Raw genomic sequence first — 19,469 nt, forward strand, 5'->3', positions numbered from 1 at the left:
TTGGGACGTCTTTTGTCTACAGTCTGAGGTACTACTTTCTCAAGTAGTACCCATATTTTTAACTTTTATCATGCGAGTAACTTCCGCGCGTTCATTTTCTTCCAATTTCATTTGGATAAAATAGATCGTTTCTTCAAGTTGAGGAATTGTCATATATTCCAATGCATTCACTCGACGTCGAGTCTTTTCAATTTCCTTTGCCATCAATTGACAAGTTTTTTCAATTTCAGTCAGTTCCAATAGTTTGGGCAATACCGTCGTGAACTTCTTAATGCTCTGATCTAAATCATCATTTGAATTCAGAAAGCCATATTCCAGCGGATCATCTGATAATTCCGATTCATGTTGAAAATTCATTATTGGTACTTTAACACTCATAATATCCTTTTCGATCACATCAAGAGTTACCCGTTCTTTAGGAACAGCTAATAATTCTTCAATATACTTATCATTCAGCAAAGCATCTGCTACCGAGAAATTCTTCATCGCTTGTTGTAGCTCGTCTTCAACTTCGCCACGCATTTGATTATTTTTTTTGACTAATAAAATGAAACGGCGCATCAGCTCATCTTGCTTATCCTTTAAAAGCTTATGTCCTCGACTAGCAGTCGTCAGTTGCTTTTTTAGTCGCGTGAGTTCCATTCGTGTCGGATTAACATTTAATTTCACCATAGGATCAAACTCCTTCTGTTAAATATTCGTCCAACATATCATCTTTAATCCGTTTCAATTCTGTACGTGGCAACATCGCCAGAAGTTCCCAACCAAGATCCAAAGTCTCTTCGATCGAACGATTTTCATAAAAACCTTGATTAACATATTCTTCTTCAAATCGCTCCGCAAATTTTGCATAAATTTTATCAACATCTGATAATGCAGAGTCACCTAACACAACCGCTAATTCTTTTGCTTGTTTTCCTTGTGCGTACGCCGCAAATAATTGATTCATTGTAGGTGCATGATCTTTGCGAGTTTTGCCTTCACCAGTTCCTTTATCCTTCAACCTAGAAAGCGAGGGCAAAACATCGATTGGAGGTTGGATACCATTTTTATCCAATTCTCGCGATAATATGATCTGCCCCTCCGTAATATACCCAGTCAAATCGGGAATCGGATGAGTCTTATCATCTTCTGGCATTGTCAGAATTGGAATCTGAGTAACCGAACCTTTCAAACCGCGAATTCGACCGGCACGTTCGTATAATGTGGCTAAATTGGTATATAGGTACCCGGGATATCCACGACGACCTGGCACTTCACGACGAGCAGCTGAAATTTCACGTAATGCCTCACAATAGTTGGTCATATCCGTCATAATAACAAGTACGTGCATGCCTTTTTCGTATGCCAAGTATTCCGCAGCGGTTAAAGCCATCCGTGGTGTCGCGATCCGTTCAATTGCCGGATCATTTGCTAAGTTCATGAAGACGACAGAACGATCAATTGCTCCCGTCTGACGAAAATCTTCCATGAAGAATTCTGCTTCTTCAAAAGTGATTCCAATACCAGCGAATACAACTGCAAAATCATCATCTTTATTTAAAACTGTTGCTTGACGAGCAATTTGCGCAGCTAATTCCTTATGAGGCAAACCAAAACCTGAAAATACTGGCAATTTTTGTCCGCGAACCAATGTGTTTAAGTGGTCGATCGCTGAAATACCCGTTTGAATAAACTCATCGGGATAATCTCGAGAAACAGGGTTGATTACCTCACCATTGATATCAACATTCTTTTCAGCTAAGATTTCTGGTCCGCCATCTTTTGGACGACCTAATCCATCAAAAACACGCCCAACCATATCTTCAGAAACACCTAGTTCTAGCGGATGACCTAAAAAGCGAGCCGTGGATTCCTTCAGGTTGATACCACTCGTTCCCTCGAAAATTTGAACTAGAGCTTTATCTTCATGGATCTCCAATACCTGACCACGGCGCAATTCGCCATTATTTAATCGGATCTCCAGTAACTCTTCATACTTGATTCCTTCTACTTTATCAATTGCCATCAAAGGTCCGACCACTTCATTGATGGTGCGATATTCTTTAATCATTGGTCATTCCTCCTTCAGCAACAATCGCTTGAATTTCAGATATAATATCTAAATTGATTTGATCCAGTTTGTCTAGCGCGGTTTCCGGGATATATTTGCTTCGAGCGATGCGATCTCGTAATGTAACCGTCCCATCCATAATCTCTTTCAAATAAGTTCCTAGCTCTAAAGCTCGTTGCCCTTCCTTATTGAAGGTCAAAATATTTTGAATCATTTTGAATTGCTTTTCTCTTGATGTAAAAGTATCAATATCATCAAAAGCATTTTGCTGCAAGTAGTCTTCTCGCAACGATTTCGAGACTTCAAGCGTCAAACGATCTTTTTCTGATAGAGAATCTATTCCGACTAAACGAACAATCTCATTTAGTTCTGATTCTTTTTGCAGCATCCGCATACCTTCCGTAACCATTTGTGACCAATTTGCTTGCAAATCATTGTCTAAATACTTTCCGACTTCGGAAGAGTATAAAGAATAGCTTTGTAACCAATCAATAGCTGGGAAATGACGTTGCTGAGCAAGTGTGGCACTTAGGCCCCAGAAAACTTTTACAACTCTCAACGTATTTTGCGTCACTGGTTCAGAAGTATCACCACCGGAAGGCGATACCGCACTAATTGCAGTAATTGAACCCTCACGACCATCATTACCTAAAGCAATAACGCGTCCTGAACGTTCGTAATACTCTGCTAGACGGCTCCCTAGATATGCTGGATATCCTTCATCACCCGGCATCTCTTCCAAGCGTCCACTCATTTCGCGCAGAGCCTCTGCCCAGCGCGAAGTAGAATCAGCCATAATCGCAATGTTATATCCCATATCGCGAAAATATTCGGCAATCGTAATCCCCGTATAAATGGAGGCTTCCCGTGCAGCCACAGGCATATTTGAGGTATTAGCAATCAAAATCGTTCGTTCCATTAAAGACTCACCCGTTGTAGGATCAACTAATTCAGGGAATTCATTCAATACATCAGTCATTTCATTCCCACGTTCGCCACAACCTACGTATACCACTATATCTACATCGGCCCATTTAGCAATTTGATGCTGAACGACCGTTTTTCCAGCCCCGAATGGTCCGGGTACTGCAGCTGCCCCACCCTTTACAACTGGGAAAAATGTATCAATGACTCGCTGACCAGTAATCATTGGTGCTTCTGGATTCAACTTCTCTGATACAGGGCGTCCTCGACGCACCGGCCACTTCTGCAACATGGAGAATTCCTGTGGACCGTTTGCTGTTTCAATTACATAAACAATATCGTCAATCGTAAATTCACCAGATGAAATCTTTTTCAAAGTTCCCTTAATTCCATTAGGTACCATTATTTTATGTGTGATAATCGTAGTTTCTTTAACAGTTCCAACTATGTCTCCTGCCGACACAGCCGTTCCTTCTTCAATCGTTGCTTCAAAGTTCCATTTTTTTGTATGGTCTAAAGCAGGTATCTGAATACCTCGACTCAAAAAATTACTATCAGTTTCTTTTTTGAATGTGTCTAGCGGACGTTGGATGCCATCAAACATCTGAGAAACAATCCCTGGTCCCAATTCAACGGAAAGTGCTTCTCCTGTTGTCTTAACTGGTTCTCCTGGTCCAATACCAGCAGTTTCTTCATATACTTGAATAGACGCAACATCGCCACGCATCTCAATAATTTCGCCGATAACCCCTAGGTCACCCACGTAACAAATATCTTGAATAGCCGCTTGCTCCATATTTTCTGCCAGTACTAGTGGACCAGATACTTTTATTATTCTACCTTCTCGCAAGTCATTAGCTCCTTTATAAAATATTCTGTCCAACTGCTCGTTCGACTTGTCCTTGAATCATGGACTTACCGATTCCTAATGTTCCTTCATGATTAGGAATCAATACAATCGCCGGAATCATCTTTTCCTCATAACGTTTGATTGTATCAGGAACAAGCTGAGCAAATTCTTCAGTAATATAAATGATGCCGTACTTATTTTTAGCCATTTCATCGATTTGCTGTCGAATGGTTTGCTTGTCCTTTGTAGTTCGGGTATCAAAATCAAAGAGTTTGAAGGGCAAGACTGAATCTTTATCACCAATAGCACCAATCTTATGTGCCATATGTCTCACGCATCCTCTCTCTTATCTGCTCATCCGTCAATCCGACTCTTTTACCAGTAATTATCAAACGAAGATTTTTTGTTTCAATCGACTTCGCATTTAATAATGCTAACACCGGCAATGGCCCAAATGCCTGCGTTTGTGCAGTCTCATAAAAACTAGTCAAATAATCATCGCATAGACGCTCCAACTGGCTCAAGTCCATTATGTTATCTTCAATAATTTGTTCGATTAGTTCGCTATATGATGTAGTTCTTAGATAGTTTGTCAACTCTTCTAAACCAACTTCAACGTAATCTAGCAACTCCTCTTTAGGAATACTCCCGTGACTCGATAATGCTGTTGACATAAAGTTACGGTTTCTTTTCTGATTGATTCCACGAGCCACCATCAAGATGTTAGTAAAATCAATGAAACTAATAACTTCTTGTGTCAATTCTGGCTCATCTATCATATCAGCTATTTTACGTTGGCAATACAGATATTTGCGATCTAAAATGATATCGATTCCTTGTAAGCTGTTAGATTCCTCAAAATGCTCTCGAACCTCTTGAATACTTTCAAGTAAAATATCTGGCAACCCGCTAGCTTGTCCAGTTCGAATTGCTGTCCTAATCTGATCTAAAGAATAGAAGCCATCATATATATATAGTTCGTCAAAATTTTGATTTAACAAATCAGCTTTAATCAACGCCTTGAGATTATGAAAGGTAAAACGCATTGTATAAATCCAAACAATGTTTGGATCAGGAATGATTTTAACTAATTCAGCTAACAAATCTTCCTGCGCTTCCCCTAAAGCCTCTTCAAAACTCTCGTAAAAATTATCTGACAAATACTCACCATATATCGTTCCTCTAAAAAGAGTCTCAATCTCAGTCAAATCCTCGGCCTTTATCATTCGCTTCATCAGTTCAGGCGTCAATAATTCCAATTCTTTCAAACGAACCAGTGGATTCAATTCATGATACGTAGATTGTTTCATTCAAAGCCTCCTAATTCGTGGTTTTATAACTAATTAACTATATAGTTTTCTTATTCAAAAAGTGACTGGGCCGTTTGGAAACTCTCTCGCTGCTGAATTTCTCTAACTAAACTTTGATATAGAAAATTGTATTGCACGCCATTTTTATCCAAAACAAATCCAGCTTGACCAGCAATAGGATCTTTTCCAAGAATTAGTTGATAGGTAAGTGAGCCTTTTTGTTTATTCAACCATTCTTGGGTGAAGATCATCTGCGATTTTTCTCCTGGAACAAAAACCATTTCACCTTGTAATTGCATTTTTTTTAGAGCGCTGTTTGCAAATTCTTGCTGCTGCTCCGTTGTCCAGTTTTCCATCTGAGATACCACTTCAACAAAAACTCGTTCCAAAATAGCTTGTTTCTGATTTAGGATCGTTTGTTTTTGAGCAACCTGTTTCCTATTCGTAGCCTGTTTATAATTATTTTCCAAGTTCTGTAGATTTTTTTCCAAGCGTTTATGATGTTCCGCCTCTATTTCTGCTAATTCTGCTTGAAATTCTTGTTCGATCCGAACTGTTTCTTTCTCTTTCAATTGACGTTGCTCCAGTTCAGATTGCAGTTTCAATTGTTCGACTATCTTTTCGATTGCTTCCATCAAAAAAACTCCTTACACTTGTCCGACTAACAAGAATGAGATAACAAATCCTAGAATTGCATAGGTCTCAACCATAGCAGCATAGATGATTCCTTTTGTTGAGTGTTCAGGTTTTTTCGCTAAGATTTGAATACCGGCCGCTGCTACTTTACCTTGGGCAATCCCTGAGAATAATCCGGTAAATGCGATCGGTAATGACGCCCCCAAGTAACCTAATCCTTGAACTACTGTCAAATCATTAGATAGATTTGTAAAAATCAAAAAGGCAATAACGAAACCATACAATCCTTGCGTTCCTGGTAGTAACTGTAAAATCAATGCTTGACCAAATTTTTCTGGTTGGCTAGTTGTTAAGGCTGCTGCTGCTTCACCCGTCATACCTACCCCTTTTGATGATCCGATCCCAGAAAAAATCGTCGCTGTCGCCATTCCTAAAATTGCAAAAATAATACCGCCACTATTGTTAATCAAATAATCCATCATTGTCTAAAATTCCTCCAATTATTTTTCTTGTTCTATATTTACATACTTTTCTTCTGTCTTTAATGGACGGAATGCACGTCCGCCACCTTCATAAAATTTCCCAAAAAACTCTACATATTGTAATCGGGCTCCATGAACATAGGCCGAAAGCAAAGATAAAAAGATATTTAATCCATGCAAAGCGAGCATTAGTATTATGCCCACGCTAAATCGCGCGATCGGCGGCATGTATCCCACTAACATGTTAAATGCAGCGGCAATACTTCCTCCAGATATTCCCAAAGCCATCAAACGTGTATAACTAACTAAATCACCAATGTAACTTGTAATTCCGTATAAGTTATACGCTCCTTTGGCTAATCCCTTAATCTTTGATTTAGACTGAAACATCGGTGTCACAATGATCAATACAGCACTTAACACAGCTAAAATTACACCAATAAAAAATAAAGATTGACTATTCAACAACATTTTCCCTAATCCGCCTACTATTGCTCCAATCATAATTCCTTGCCAAGCAAATCCGTCTGAAACAGCACCAATATAGTTCTTCGCTTTAATGTTTTCTTTCGCCGTTAAGCCTAGACCAATAAATATTTGGATTACTCCAAAGATAATCGATAGAATTAAAATACTGATCACATCTTCACTGGTTGAAAGAATAGGTGTATAACCTAACGAAAATCCAAAAAATGAATTATAAATTAGCCCCCACATAATGGTAGGAATAGCTAAAATTTGAAAAAAACGCATAAATCGCTCAGTACCTCGTGGCAAAATTGTTCGCAAGGCCACCGTAGTAGCTATTAACATTAATGCACCGTATCCCGCATCGGCTACCATCATTCCAAAGAACACAAAGTAAAAAGGCATAAACCACGGCGTCGGGTCCACTTCGTGATACTTTGGTAAACTGTACATTTCCGTCAACATTTCAAAAGGCTTTACTAATACATGATTTTTAAGTTTTGTCGGAATTTCTTCATTGATTTCTATATCTGTAGGTTCCTCTATCTCTAAATAAAGATTTTCTTTACCAATCAAGTTACCCACAAAATCCTCGAATGCGTTGAAAGACTCCGTCTCAAGCCATCCTTGAAGCAAGAATAATTTATCATCCTTAATAAAACGATCATGGATCATCCAACGATTTTTACGAGCTAGCAGGACCTCTTCCGCGGTTTCCAAGCTTTTAATCACATTTTTTTTCTGACCAATCAATCGGGCCAATTTTTTCTGCTCTTCAACTAACTCAATAATTTCTCGTTGAATGATTGTAAGTTCAGCTTTAGGCAATTGAGGTTCATTATAGGTGAATACAGATACGCTAAACTGACGAACTAATTCTTGAACCTCTGGTTGTTCAGCACGCAAATATAAGAGAACAAAATTGACGATACGTTCATCACTATAAATGATTTCATAATGAATTTGTCTATCCTTAACTTGTTGTTCTAATAAATTCCAAATACTTGCATCTGCTGTTCCTAAGAAACACTTAGTCGAGTGTAGTGAGTATTCTCTTGGTAAAAAGTCTAATACTTGCCATTTTTGCAAAAGGCTTTCACGGTCATATAGATCCTGTTGTTTTGCACTAACATCTGAAAAACGCTGTTCCAAATCCTGAATACTTTCTAGTTCCGCTGAGAGTGATGGTTCATCAAAATCCTCTTCCAATTTTCGCAGAGTAGCTTGTTGGCGTTTGAGATGAAGTCCTTTTTCACGACTACTACCATGATGCTCTACGAATTGTATAGCATGTGCTATTTGTTCTAACTGATAATCAATTCTTCCAAGCACATCTTGACTAGACAGCGGGTCTACTTCGTCAAAATACTCCGTTACCCAATCATTACTAACCGTTTGCTCAAAAAGATTTCTAATTTCTACTCCTTGAAATCCCTGAATTGCAGATAGAATTCGTTCACTATATCCCTGTTGGGCAATCAAGGTCAGCTTACTCATTTTACTGACTGCCATATTCTGAGATCACCCTTTCAATAATTTTTTGAATCGTTTGGTCCTTTTTTTCTAGATATTTATCTTCCATCATCTTAATCGCATCTTCTGCATTGCTAGTCAGTTCTCGCTCTTCAGCCTCCAATCCTTTTGCCAATAATTCTTCCCTCTCTGATAAAACAGCAGAGAAGTTCGTTCTTAGCTCTTCACGTTTTTCTTGCAGTAGTTGCTTCTTACTTCTCTCATAAGCTACTAACCCTGCCAATAATTCTTCTTTTTTTCTTTCATTTTGTTCTTCAGCAGATTTTATTTTTTCTAAAGCTTCTAACACACAAACCCTCCTTTTATATACAAAAAAAGAGCGCAAAACTCTCAAAGTTATTCTTCTCACCCCTTGAAGAACACGATCCTTGAAGCTTACGCCCAACCATTTTGTATTTATTCATTGAATATAGTATATCAAAAAAAGGAATACTCGTAACTATTTTTTGTAAAAAGGTTAAAAATTTCATACATTGAATAATGAAATTATCCCACATTCTATAGTAGACTTTCAAAAGGAAAAAATGAGTAAAAAATTAAGAACCAAATTACTTGCTTTTTGAGTTTCGTCTGTGGTATCAAATAATAGAGGAGTGGTAGGATTTGAAAAAAAATATTATCGGAATCGCAGCAAATCAGCACTATCAAAATAATCAAGATTTTTTTGATCAACAATTTACTTACAGCCCGCAAGGATTTATCGATGGTGTACACCGAGCTGGAGGTGTTCCTGTCCTATTTCCTATTAGCGATCCTGAGTTAGCCAGTAATTATATTTCATCGATCGACAAATTACTACTAGCAGGCGGTCAGGATGTGACACCTTTTCTTTACAACGAAGAACCTCATCCAAAACTGGGACCTACAAGTATTGAACGAGATATATTCGAAATGGCCTTAATTAAAGAGGCTATCAAACAGCACAAACCAATCTTTACGGTTTGTCGTGGTACACAACTATTGAATGTTACTTTAGGTGGAACCCTATATCAAGATTTGTCTCAATATTCTGATTGGAAAGTAAAACATGACATGTTTCCTACTGTTCCAGATTTCGGTCTTCATTCAATCACTATCAAAACTGAGTCGGCCTTGGCTCCACTTTTTGGTGAGAGCGCTCAGGTTAACTCATATCATCATCAAGCAATCAAGGATTTAGCAGAGAGTCTCGTACCTATTGCTTGGGCCCATGACGATATTGTTGAAGCTGTAGAAAGCCGAGAAAAAAACACAAAAATTCTTGGTGTGCAATGGCACCCTGAACTAACCTGTAAAAAAGATCCTAAAGAACAATCTTTATTTGATTATTTTGTTCAAGACTTTGAGTAAATCATCGATTTACTCTTTTTTTATTCTTTATCTTCCGCACATTGATTATCCATATAGCTTCATTTTTTTTACAAAAAATGAAAAATACTACTTTAGTACCATTTTATTATTTTCGACTTATGGGAGAATCAATCCATAGCTTTTAGCTAAGAGGAGGAAAATAATGAATGCAATTGAAGTAACTGATGTGAAAAAAGTCTATGGTTCCGGGCAGTCGACTTTCGAAGCATTAAAAGGCGTTAATTTTACGATAAAAAAAGGAGAATCCGTCGCAATTATTGGTAAAAGTGGATCAGGTAAATCTACCTTGATGCATATATTAGCATTATTGGATCGACCAAGTTCTGGAAAAATATCGTTGCTCAATCAAGATACACGACAAATAAAAAATAATGATTTGAATAGAATGCGCAATGAAACATTTGGCTTTGTTTTCCAACAATTTTTTATAAATCCTAAAGATACTGTTTTATCTAATGTTCTACTGCCATTAAAAATTGCTGGCATTCCTAGTCGAAAAAGAAAACAAATGGCTATTGATGCTTTGGAAGCTGTCGAACTAAGCGATAAGGCCAATAATAAGGCAAACGACTTATCTGGCGGACAAAAACAACGGGTTTGTATTGCTCGTGCGATTGTAAATCAACCGGACATTATTTTTGCCGATGAACCTACAGGTAATCTAGATTCAACTACCGGGGATAAAATCGAAAAACTCTTATTCAATTTGAATCAAGAAAAGGGGATTACGTTAATCGTTGTCACTCATGATCCAGAATTAGCCGCTCGTTGCGATCGTCAGATCCATATTAAAGACGGTCTACTATTGGAGGATGCCTAACATGAAACTATTTGACATTATTAAATCAGCAAGCTCCAATTTATGGCGCAACAAGGGCCGAACAGTTTTAACGGTGATCGCAATTTTCATCGGAGCCTTCACGATTGCATTAACTACTGGCGTCAATAACGGCGTCAACGATTACATTGATCGGCAAATTAATGGGGTTGGTGGTGAAGACCAATTAATGGTTTTTCCTGAATCTCAAATGGGGTCTACTGACGATGATCCCCAAGAATACGATCCTGATAAAGCATCTGGAACAGACGCTGATTATTTGACAACAAAGGATCTCGAAAAAATCAAGTCGACAAAAGGAATCAAGAAAGTTGAACCCTTTCATTTCCTATCAACAGATTACGTCCAACGAGATGATGGAAAAAAATATCTTCTATCTGCTGTAAGTGTTAGTGACATCTCTATTGATTTAGAAGCTGGTCGAGAAGTAAATAGCACTGGCGATAACTATGAGATTAATATTGCTCCTGAATATATGAAATCTTTAGGATTTAAAACAGCAAAGGATGCTCTCAATCAAAAGATAAAAGTTGCTGTCAGCAGTCAAGCTACCGGTGAACAAGAAATTCTAAATGCAACCATTGTAGGCGTTCGAAATGTTAGTTTGATCCAACAAGGTCAGTCCATTATGAGCAAAGCATTATCAGATAAAATTGTTAGTGTAAACGAAAAAGGAATGCCAGAAAATATGAAAAATAAGTATGGAACTCTTTTCGCTACCATGAATGGCAATTTATCAGGAAAACAAATTGAGCAGTTAAAGAAACGCTTAACCAAAAAAGGCTTTAGTGCAATGACTGTTGAAGATGAAATCGGTATGATTCGTCAAGTTGTCAATGCTATCACAGGCGTATTAACTTTATTCGGAGCTATCGCTTTACTGGCCGCAAGCTTTGGTATCATCAATACGTTGTACATGTCTGTCCAAGATCGTACGCGTGAGATTGGATTGATGAAAGCAATGGGAATGGGACGTTTCAAAGTTTTTCTAACCTTTAGTATCGAGGCATTATTAATCGGTTTTTGGGGAGGTATTACAGGAATAGCGGGAGCTGTTGTTGCGGGGCATTTCCTAAATAACTTTGCTACGACTTCATTTTTAGATGGATTAACAGGCTTGACTCTATTGCAGTTCTCATGGCCATCCATGTTAATAATCTTATTAATCATTATGCTTATCGCTTTTTTGGCCGGAACATTTCCTGCCAATCGTGCAGCTCGTTTAGACCCAATCAATGCTTTACGTTACGAATAAAAATAATAGCAGCGGCAAATTTAAAAATTTGCCGCTGCTATTTTATCGCTTATTCATCATCAAAGGATGCATCTGTCAATGATACAGATGCAAATTCCTCTATTTCACCTGCAGACAAACGATCAAAATAAGATTTTGTTTCTTTAAATACCACTGGGCTTAAGAGAATCAAGGCAATGATATTGGGAAATGCCATTAATCCGTTGAAAATATCGGCAATTGTCCAGACAGCTGAAACTGTTAAATATGGACCAATAAATACCGCAAAAATGTATACCCAGCGAAAGATCGCAGAAAATTTGGTGTTTCCGCCTGTCAGATAGCTTAAACAACGCTCAGAGTAATAATTCCAGCCTAAGATAGTTGTGAAGGCAAAGAAGGCCAAGCAAATCATTAATAAAAGTGAAGCAATAGTTTGTGAAATCGGCAAGGCCTCAGAAAAGGCAAAGATCGTTACAGCTGAACCTTCTAACCCTGTTTTCCAAGCACCCGTTAAAATAATTGCCATACCAGTCATATTACAAACAACCAATGTATCAATAAACGTGCCCGTCATTGAAACAAGACCTTGTCGTACAGGTTCTTTAGACTGTGCAGCAGCTGCAGCAATCGGAGCACTTCCCAAACCAGACTCATTAGAGAAAATACCTCGAGCGATTCCTTTTTGCATGGCAATCATCATCGCTCCCATTGCCCCACCTGAAACAGCTCGCAACCCAAACGCACTTTGGATAATTTCAACAATTACTCCCGGTAATTTTGTAATATTAATAATGATCATGAATAGACACAAACTCACGTAAATCACGATCATTAAAGGAACAATTATTTCTGAAACTCTTGCAATTCGCTGAACACCACCAATTAAAACAATTGCAACAAGGATCGTAACTATAACCCCAGTAATAACTACTGCCCAAGAATACTCATTTCCAAATAATGAAATCGTATTTAACTTTTCAGGATCAAAAAAAGTTTCCGCGGCAGAAGTGATGCCATTGATTTGAGCGATTGTTCCTATTCCAATTAGTCCGGCTATCGCTCCAAAGAAGGCAAACATTTTCGCTAGCCATTTCCATTTTTGACCAAGTCCATTTTCGATGTAATAGAACGGACCACCCAATGCTTTGCCATGATCATCAAAAGTACGGTATTTTACCGCTAATAATCCTTCAGCATATTTAGTTGCCATACCTAACAATCCTGCTAGTTCTAGCCAAAAGAGTGCTCCAGGCCCTCCTGCAACGATCGCAGTTGCTACCCCAACAATGTTACCCGTACCAATTGTAGCGGACAATGCTGTACATAGTGCTTGAAAACTAGTGACATCACCTTGCCCGCCCTCTTCATTTTTCACCATGTACTTTAGTGATAGAGGCAAGCGACGAATTTGGATCATCCGACAACCAACAGTTAAAATAATACCAATTCCTAAAATTAATATGATCATCGGGGCACCCCAAATCACAGAATTAATTTTCAATAAAATATCACCCATCAAATTCCTCCCTTTTTCTTGCCATTTTATCATAAAATTAATTCACAAACTCTTTTTCACTGAAAAAATTTTCTTTGTGCTCATATTGAATAAGAAATATAATCCAACTAAACTTAGGAAAACTACAAAAAAACATACAAAACAGATAAGAAAATATCCGCTTCATATGTTTTACTTATAACAAGATAGTAGGTTGACAATTCAATTAGAAATCGAAATTATCAGGGTTTGCTCCTAATCGTTCGTTGATATTCAATCCATCAATTTGCTGCATCTCTTCAGCATTTAACTCAAAATCAAACACATCGAAATTTTCTTTAATCCGTTTTTCATGAACTGACTTTGGAATGACAATAGTATTACTTTGCAAATGCCAGCGGATAATCACCTGTGCAGCCGACTTATTGTATTTTTTACCAATCTCAGTAAGTGTAGGTTTTTGTAAAATTTTTCCTTGTCCGAGCGGAGACCAAGCCTCAACAGCAATACCTTCTTTTTCTAAATAATCACGCAAATCAACTTGTGTCAAAGTAGGATGCAGCTCAATTTGATCAACCATGGGTTTTATTTTCGCAGTTGTCATTAGTTTTTCAATGTGGTGTCGATGAAAATTCGAAACACCGATTGCTTTTGCTCGACCGCTTTCATAAATTTCTTCCATTGCTCGCCAAGAATCATTGAATTTTCCTTCAACAGGCCAATGAATTAAATATAAATCTACATATTCTAATCCCAAACGCTCTAAACTACCATTAAAAGCTCGGTGGACAGAATCATATCCTTGATCAGCATTCCAAAGCTTTGTCGTAATGAATAAGTTTTCACGCTTCATTCCAGATTGACGAATCCCTTCACCGACACCTTTTTCATTTTTGTACACTGCTGCAGTATCAATCAAATGATACCCACTATCAATAGCCCATCGGACAGAATTCGCCGCGTCATTTTCTTCTACACGCCAAACACCTAAACCTAACCGAGGCATTTCGATACCATTTGCTAATTTTTTCATGTTGTCCATCAAATCTCCTCCTCACGGTTTGTATTGCACCTCTATTGTGAGAGTCTTTGAAACAATGGTCAACAGATTTGTCTATTTCTTTTTTCGATCATTTTGCATAATAGAAATTGATTGTCTCAGAGCACTAAGAGTTCCGCCTTCGCTATAGACCAATACATTCGATTTATACAATTGTGCTGAGAACAATGTTAATAATATTGTAAATATTACTAAAATCCCCAATGACACGAAAGCACTGGACATAGCCGCTGTCCCAGAAGCTAAACGTAACGGCATGCTGTAGGATGATAGAAATGGAATGTACGAAGTCACTTTGATGATTATATTGGTAGGATCAGAAGTTCCTAGAATCAATCCTAACATATAGCCAATCATTGAGAGATACATTACTGGCTGAATCGCCTTTGCGGTGTCCTCTGGCTTACTTACTAAAGAACCACACAATGCTGAAAGAACTGCATATAAAAAGAGTCCCACTAACATAAAGGAAATAATTGCCAGAGCACCACTACCCAATAGTGATTTAATAGATACGTTATTAATAAGATCCTTCACCATAGGCATATCTTTAAATTGCCGATAACCAAAGACCACAGCTACACCATAGATCAACAATTGTGTTAGAGCTACTAACAATACGCCTAACAGTTTTCCATAATAGTGGGTTTTCGCCTTCATACTAGAAAGCAATACTTCCATAATCCGTGTACCTTTTTCCGATGCAATCTCTTGAGCAATAATTGATGAGTAACTAATAATAAAGACAAACATGATAATCGTTGTTAAAAAACTCAAAACAAATTGGGTTCCTGAGTCCCCACCGTCACTCTTCATTTTTCCATTTTCAAAATTGACTTTTGTCGATTCAAATTTTGCAGGCTCCATAACTTTTTGAACTTGCGCTGTAGTCAAATTCAACTGGCTCGCACGAATACTTGCTTGCATTGAACTTAAAATTTGTTGCAATTGAGTTTCAGTGGATGTTCCCAGAGAGGCTTTACTGTAAAGCTTGCCTGAGACTTTATCTTTGCCTACTTTCAAATCAAGATAAGCATCGATTTTTTTATCTTCGAGCTGTTTTTGAGCTTTTTTATCACTAGTTACCACTTTAAAGCTGTAATCCTCATTTTTTGTTTTTGCTAATTGTTCAGCCACAGCAGGTTGGTCACTTACAATTCCAATTTTATTAATATCATTTGCATCGCCAAAGAAATGCTGAGACAAGTAGAATATTCCCATAAGTAGGAATGGTGCTAGAATCATAATCACGAAAGCCGTTGATTTTACATTCTTTTTATATACATCCTTGATAATAATTCCCATTTTACTCATTTACAGCACCTGCTTTCCATTTAAAGATTTCTTCTAGTGTTGGCGGTTGTTGATTAAACATTGGAATGTAGCCGTCTTTTGTAGCTTGAGCGAAAATGGCTTGTCCGGCATCTGGATTTTCTAAAGTAATATCAAGACTACCATCCTCTTTTTGAATCACTCTATGCACGCCGTCAAAAGACTCAATATCTTCTTTTGTTAAATGTGACTCTAAATACAATTTGCTGCGTCCAAAAGATTCGCGAATCTCATGGACCTTGCCATTCAAGACGGTCTCGCCATTTCTCAACATAATCAAATGGTCACATATTTTTTCAACGTTATCCATGTTATGACTGGAGAATATGACACATGATCCCTTTTCTTTTAATTCAATGATCCCATTTTTTAATAATTCAGCATTAACTGGATCCAAACCACTAAAAGGTTCATCTAAAATAACTAACTTAGGCTCATGAATTAATGTAGAAATCAATTGAACCTTTTGCTGGTTACCTTTTGACAACGATTTTACTTTGTCAGTTTTCTTTCCTTTGACTTGAAATTTTTCCATCCACTCATCTATTTTAGGTGCAATTTCTTGTCGACTCTTTCCACGTAATGAAGCAAAAAAGAGTAATTGATTTTCAATTGTTACCTTTGGATATAATCCGCGTTCTTCTGGCAAATATCCGATCATATTATAATCCTTGCCAGAAAGCGTGTGCCCATTCCAAGATACAGTTCCTGAATCTTTGGATAGAAAATCTAAAATCAAACGAAATGTCGTTGTTTTCCCTGCGCCATTTTGGCCAATCAATCCTAATATTTTCCCATCTTCGATCGTAAAATTCATATCGTTCAGCGCTTTATAGGATCCAAAACTTTTACTCAAATTCTTAACCTGTAACATTTTCTCACTCCTTATAATTTTTTTCTAAAATAAAAGTAGCTAATTAGATAGCTAATTAGAAATACATAAAGCAACCCACTTGCAGTCAGCATTAAAATTCTTGATACAAAACTGCCGACTACACTTAAGATCAACAACACAACAACCATCACATAAGCTGAGGAGCGTAGTGTCATACTCACAATTTCCAAATTGCGCTCATCCGTTCTTGCAATTCGATACTCTTTTAACAGTTTAGGATTATCCATAATACGATGATTTTTAAAAATGAACAGAGCGAAAATCAAACAAATAGAACTAAACATTCCAGTTAAAAAGCCACTGGCATGTTCGTTAATTTTCAGTTCAAACCAATTTGAACCAACTAATAGAATTCCTGTACAAATCAATAACAAAATAATTACCACTAGATAATATCTGTTTTTCTTTTTTAGTATTTCGCGGTAATCACGATCAAGTTTTGATAGTTCATCCATCATTCTTCCTCCTCATCATCAAAAATGAAAATGTCCTCAATTTTACAATTAAAATATTGAGCGATTTTGTGAGCTAATATTAACGAAGCATTGTATCGACCATTCTCCAATGAAATAATTGTTTGACGGGTGACCTCTAATTCTTGAGCAAGATCACTTTGGGTCAGCTTGCGTTCCTTACGTAAAACCTGAATTCTATTTTGCAAACGATCACCCCTTAATGTATAGTTCACTTTACATCTTGCAAAAAAGTATAGCACCCTTTACACAAAATGTAAAGGGTGCTATACATTATTTTTCTTTTAATTGATTTAGTGTCTTTTCAGCAACTGTTTTTGGGAGTCCGACTGCTTGTAATTCCTCAACTGAAGCTGCTTGAATATTCTTCAACGATTTAAATTCCTTCAATAGCGCTTTTTTGCGTTTTGGGCCTAGCCCATCAATATTATCTAATTTTGAAGCAAAGCTATTTTTACTGCGTAGTTGGCGGTGGAAAGTTATTGCAAATCGATGGACCTCGTCTTGAATTCGCTGTAACAAGAAGAATTCTTGAGAATTTCGTTCCAATGGAACTACTCCCAATTCAGGTCCAAAAAACAGCTCACTCGTTTTATGTTTGTCATCTTTTGCTAAACCAGCAATTGGAATATCAATTCCAAGCTGATTAGCCAATACATCCTTTGCAACATCGACTTGCCCTTTCCCGCCATCAATCACAATCAAGTCGGGAAATGGTAGGCCCTCTTTTAATACTCTAGAATAACGGCGATAAATAACTTCTCTCATAGAGGCGTAATCATCTGGCCCCGTAACCGTTTTGATTTTATATTTACGATATTCTTTTTTGGCTGGTTTTCCATCGATGAAAACCACCATCGCTGATACTGGATCGGTTCCCATAATGTTAGAGTTATCAAATGCTTCAATTCGGATCGGTGCCGGAATATTCATAGCATCTCCTAGTTTCTCTACAGCTCCAATCGTACGAGCCTCGCTACGTCCAATTAAATCAAATTTCTCATTTAAAGCGACTTGCGCATTTTTTCCTGCTAACTTTACAAGTTTCTTTTTGTCACCACGTTGCGGTTGCAAAACTCTTGTTTCTAACATTGCTTCCACACTTGGTTTATCAATATTATTGGGAATCAAAACCTCTTTAGGAATGAAATGTTCATTCTCTTGGTAGAATTGTCCAATATAAGTTAGAAAATCTTCTTCAGAATCATTATAAAACGGAAACATCGAAACATCCCGTTCAATCAGCTTCCCTTGGCGCACAAAAAAAACTTGAACACACATCCATCCCTTATCTGTTGCATAACCAAAAATATCACGGTCAACTAAATCAGTGTTAGTCATTTTTTGTTTTGTCATCACTGTTTCAATAGCTTTGATTTGATCACGATATTCCGCAGCTTTTTCAAACTCCATGTCAGCAGCGGCTTGATTCATTTTTTCTTTTATTTGACTTTGAATTTCAGTGTGCCCGCCATTCAAAAAGCGCTTGATTTCTTCCACCATATCCTTATAGACCTGCGGATCAACATGAAAGGCGTATGGACACAGACACTGCCCTAAATGATAATACAAACACGGAGTCTTTTGTGATGGTTTACATTTTCGTAATGGAAATAATCGATCCAATAATTTTTTGGTTTCATTTGCAGCATTCACATCGGGATAAGGGCCAAAGTAATGGGCTTTATCCTTCAAAACCTTCCGTGTAATCATCAAACGGGGATACTTTTCATTCGTGATCTTCAAGAATGGGTAGGTCTTATCGTCTTTCAGCATGATATTATACTTAGGATCATTTTTCTTGATCAAATTGATTTCAAGCAGCAAAGCCTCAATGTTAGATTCCGTCACAATGTATTCAAAATCAACGATCTCGCTAACTAAGCGTTCCGTCTTTGTATCATGACTGCCCCTGAAATAGGAGCGTACTCTGTTTTTTAAAATTTTAGCCTTTCCCACATAAATGATCGTGCCATTTTTATCTTTCATCAGATAACAGCCCGGTTGATCTGGTAATAATGCTAATTTATTTTTGATTCGTTCATTCATAAGTAGCTTCCCTTCACAGCAATCCCCAAAATAGTAATGCCTTAAATCTAGAAATTCTGCTCCAAACCAATTTACCAAGTAGTAAAGCTATATATCTCTTTAATCGGAGAGCATGAATTGAAAAAAGCTGGACATAAAGTCCAGCTCAATAATTTACATGTGAGCTTGGATAAGCTCTTTTAATTGGTCTTTCGTATGAACACCAATGACTTTATCAACAACTTGTCCATCTTTCTTCAAAACAAGTGTTGGGATGCTCATGATTCCAAATGATGATGGTGTTTCTGGATTTTCATCCACATCCATTTTTACAACTCTGAATTCATCCTCATCATATTCTTCAGATAATTGTTCTAAGATTGGAGCCTGCATACGACAGGGACCACACCAAGTTGCCCAAAAGTCGATTAAAACAAGACCGTTATCTGTTTCTTCACTAAAAGTTTTATCAGTAACTACTTGTGACATTTGAATTCCTCCTATA

General features: G+C 37.4%; 20 protein-coding genes and 1 other annotated feature. Of the genes, 3 read left to right on the forward strand and 17 right to left on the reverse strand.

The features are described from left to right. Positions 1-39: 39 nt before the first annotated feature. From IGI38_RS07995 to IGI38_RS08035, 9 genes are read right to left on the reverse strand one after another with little or no spacing between them, the layout of a single operon-like run. A complete protein-coding gene (locus IGI38_RS07995; RefSeq protein ID WP_438728620.1) occupies positions 40-672 on the reverse strand; it encodes a V-type ATP synthase subunit D in 633 nt (210 codons plus the stop codon). Between the two features lie 4 nt (positions 673-676). Beyond that, the gene (locus IGI38_RS08000) at positions 677-2,053 is read right to left on the reverse strand and encodes a V-type ATP synthase subunit B (protein WP_438728622.1); all 1,377 of its coding nucleotides are present in this window, start codon (positions 2,051-2,053) and stop codon (positions 677-679) included. Further along, positions 2,046-3,827: a V-type ATP synthase subunit A gene (locus tag IGI38_RS08005; protein WP_438728624.1), complete on the reverse strand. Its 1,782-nt coding sequence runs from the start codon at positions 3,825-3,827 to the stop codon at positions 2,046-2,048. The genes IGI38_RS08000 and IGI38_RS08005 overlap by 8 nt, the downstream gene beginning before the upstream one ends. Positions 3,828-3,840: 13 nt before the next feature. Next, entirely contained in the window at positions 3,841-4,152 is a 312-nt protein-coding gene (locus IGI38_RS08010) for a V-type ATP synthase subunit F (RefSeq protein ID WP_438728626.1), read from the reverse strand. Then, entirely contained in the window at positions 4,142-5,137 is a 996-nt protein-coding gene (locus IGI38_RS08015) for a V-type ATPase subunit (protein WP_438728628.1), read from the reverse strand. The genes IGI38_RS08010 and IGI38_RS08015 overlap by 11 nt, the downstream gene beginning before the upstream one ends. A gap of 50 nt (positions 5,138-5,187) precedes the next feature. Then, entirely contained in the window at positions 5,188-5,772 is a 585-nt protein-coding gene (locus IGI38_RS08020; protein WP_438728630.1) for a hypothetical protein, read from the reverse strand. Between the two features lie 12 nt (positions 5,773-5,784). After that, on the reverse strand, positions 5,785-6,255 hold the full coding sequence (locus IGI38_RS08025; protein WP_438728632.1) for a V-type ATP synthase subunit K: 471 nt from the start codon (positions 6,253-6,255) through the stop codon (positions 5,785-5,787). 18 nt (positions 6,256-6,273) lie between these two features. After that, positions 6,274-8,235 (reverse strand): V-type ATP synthase subunit I, encoded by a 1,962-nt coding sequence (locus IGI38_RS08030; protein ID WP_438728634.1) that lies wholly within the window; start codon positions 8,233-8,235, stop codon positions 6,274-6,276. Further along, on the reverse strand, positions 8,222-8,545 hold the full coding sequence (locus IGI38_RS08035; RefSeq protein ID WP_438728636.1) for a hypothetical protein: 324 nt from the start codon (positions 8,543-8,545) through the stop codon (positions 8,222-8,224). The genes IGI38_RS08030 and IGI38_RS08035 overlap by 14 nt, the downstream gene beginning before the upstream one ends. A gap of 50 nt (positions 8,546-8,595) precedes the next feature. After that, positions 8,596-8,643 (reverse strand) — a sequence feature (sodium ion sensor (DUF1646 type); this cis-regulatory element may regulate processes involved in with the transportation of sodium ions). A gap of 216 nt (positions 8,644-8,859) precedes the next feature. Between IGI38_RS08035 and IGI38_RS08040 the strand changes: the two genes are divergently transcribed. From IGI38_RS08040 to IGI38_RS08050, 3 genes are all read left to right on the forward strand, one after another. Further along, positions 8,860-9,585 carry a gamma-glutamyl-gamma-aminobutyrate hydrolase family protein gene (locus IGI38_RS08040; RefSeq protein ID WP_438728638.1) on the forward strand — a complete coding sequence of 242 codons (726 nt, stop codon included), beginning with the start codon at positions 8,860-8,862 and terminating at the stop codon, positions 9,583-9,585. A gap of 163 nt (positions 9,586-9,748) precedes the next feature. Beyond that, positions 9,749-10,426 (forward strand): ABC transporter ATP-binding protein, encoded by a 678-nt coding sequence (locus IGI38_RS08045; protein ID WP_438728640.1) that lies wholly within the window; start codon positions 9,749-9,751, stop codon positions 10,424-10,426. A gap of 1 nt (position 10,427) precedes the next feature. Beyond that, positions 10,428-11,699, forward strand: a complete 1,272-nt coding sequence (locus tag IGI38_RS08050; protein ID WP_438728642.1) for an ABC transporter permease — start codon at positions 10,428-10,430, stop codon at positions 11,697-11,699. 49 nt (positions 11,700-11,748) lie between these two features. Here IGI38_RS08050 and IGI38_RS08055 read toward each other — a convergent pair whose 3' ends face one another. The 8 genes from IGI38_RS08055 to trxA form a co-directional block, all read right to left on the reverse strand. Next, positions 11,749-13,197, reverse strand: coding sequence for an alanine/glycine:cation symporter family protein (locus IGI38_RS08055; RefSeq protein ID WP_438728644.1), 1,449 nt, complete (start codon positions 13,195-13,197; stop codon positions 11,749-11,751). Positions 13,198-13,402: 205 nt separating this feature from the next. Beyond that, positions 13,403-14,218: an aldo/keto reductase gene (locus IGI38_RS08060; RefSeq protein ID WP_438728646.1), complete on the reverse strand. Its 816-nt coding sequence runs from the start codon at positions 14,216-14,218 to the stop codon at positions 13,403-13,405. Positions 14,219-14,290: 72 nt separating this feature from the next. Then, positions 14,291-15,550: an ABC transporter permease gene (locus IGI38_RS08065; RefSeq protein WP_438728648.1), complete on the reverse strand. Its 1,260-nt coding sequence runs from the start codon at positions 15,548-15,550 to the stop codon at positions 14,291-14,293. Next, complete coding sequence (locus IGI38_RS08070; RefSeq protein WP_438728650.1) at positions 15,543-16,442, reverse strand: ABC transporter ATP-binding protein; 900 nt, start codon at positions 16,440-16,442, stop codon at positions 15,543-15,545. Before IGI38_RS08070 ends, IGI38_RS08065 begins: the two co-directional genes overlap by 8 nt. Before the next feature lie 11 nt (positions 16,443-16,453). Further along, positions 16,454-16,918, reverse strand: a complete 465-nt coding sequence (locus IGI38_RS08075; protein ID WP_438728652.1) for a hypothetical protein — start codon at positions 16,916-16,918, stop codon at positions 16,454-16,456. Next, positions 16,918-17,124, reverse strand: a complete 207-nt coding sequence (locus tag IGI38_RS08080) for a helix-turn-helix transcriptional regulator (protein WP_438728654.1) — start codon at positions 17,122-17,124, stop codon at positions 16,918-16,920. Before IGI38_RS08080 ends, IGI38_RS08075 begins: the two co-directional genes overlap by 1 nt. 85 nt (positions 17,125-17,209) lie before the next feature. Then, complete coding sequence (uvrC, locus tag IGI38_RS08085; protein WP_438728656.1) at positions 17,210-18,985, reverse strand: excinuclease ABC subunit UvrC; 1,776 nt, start codon at positions 18,983-18,985, stop codon at positions 17,210-17,212. A 153-nt stretch (positions 18,986-19,138) separates the two neighbouring features. Next, positions 19,139-19,453, reverse strand: coding sequence for a thioredoxin (gene trxA, locus IGI38_RS08090; RefSeq protein WP_438728658.1), 315 nt, complete (start codon positions 19,451-19,453; stop codon positions 19,139-19,141). Positions 19,454-19,469 lie beyond the last annotated feature (16 nt).

The organism is Enterococcus sp. AZ128, from assembly GCF_051714485.1.
Taxonomy (GTDB): domain Bacteria; phylum Bacillota; class Bacilli; order Lactobacillales; family Enterococcaceae; genus Enterococcus_A.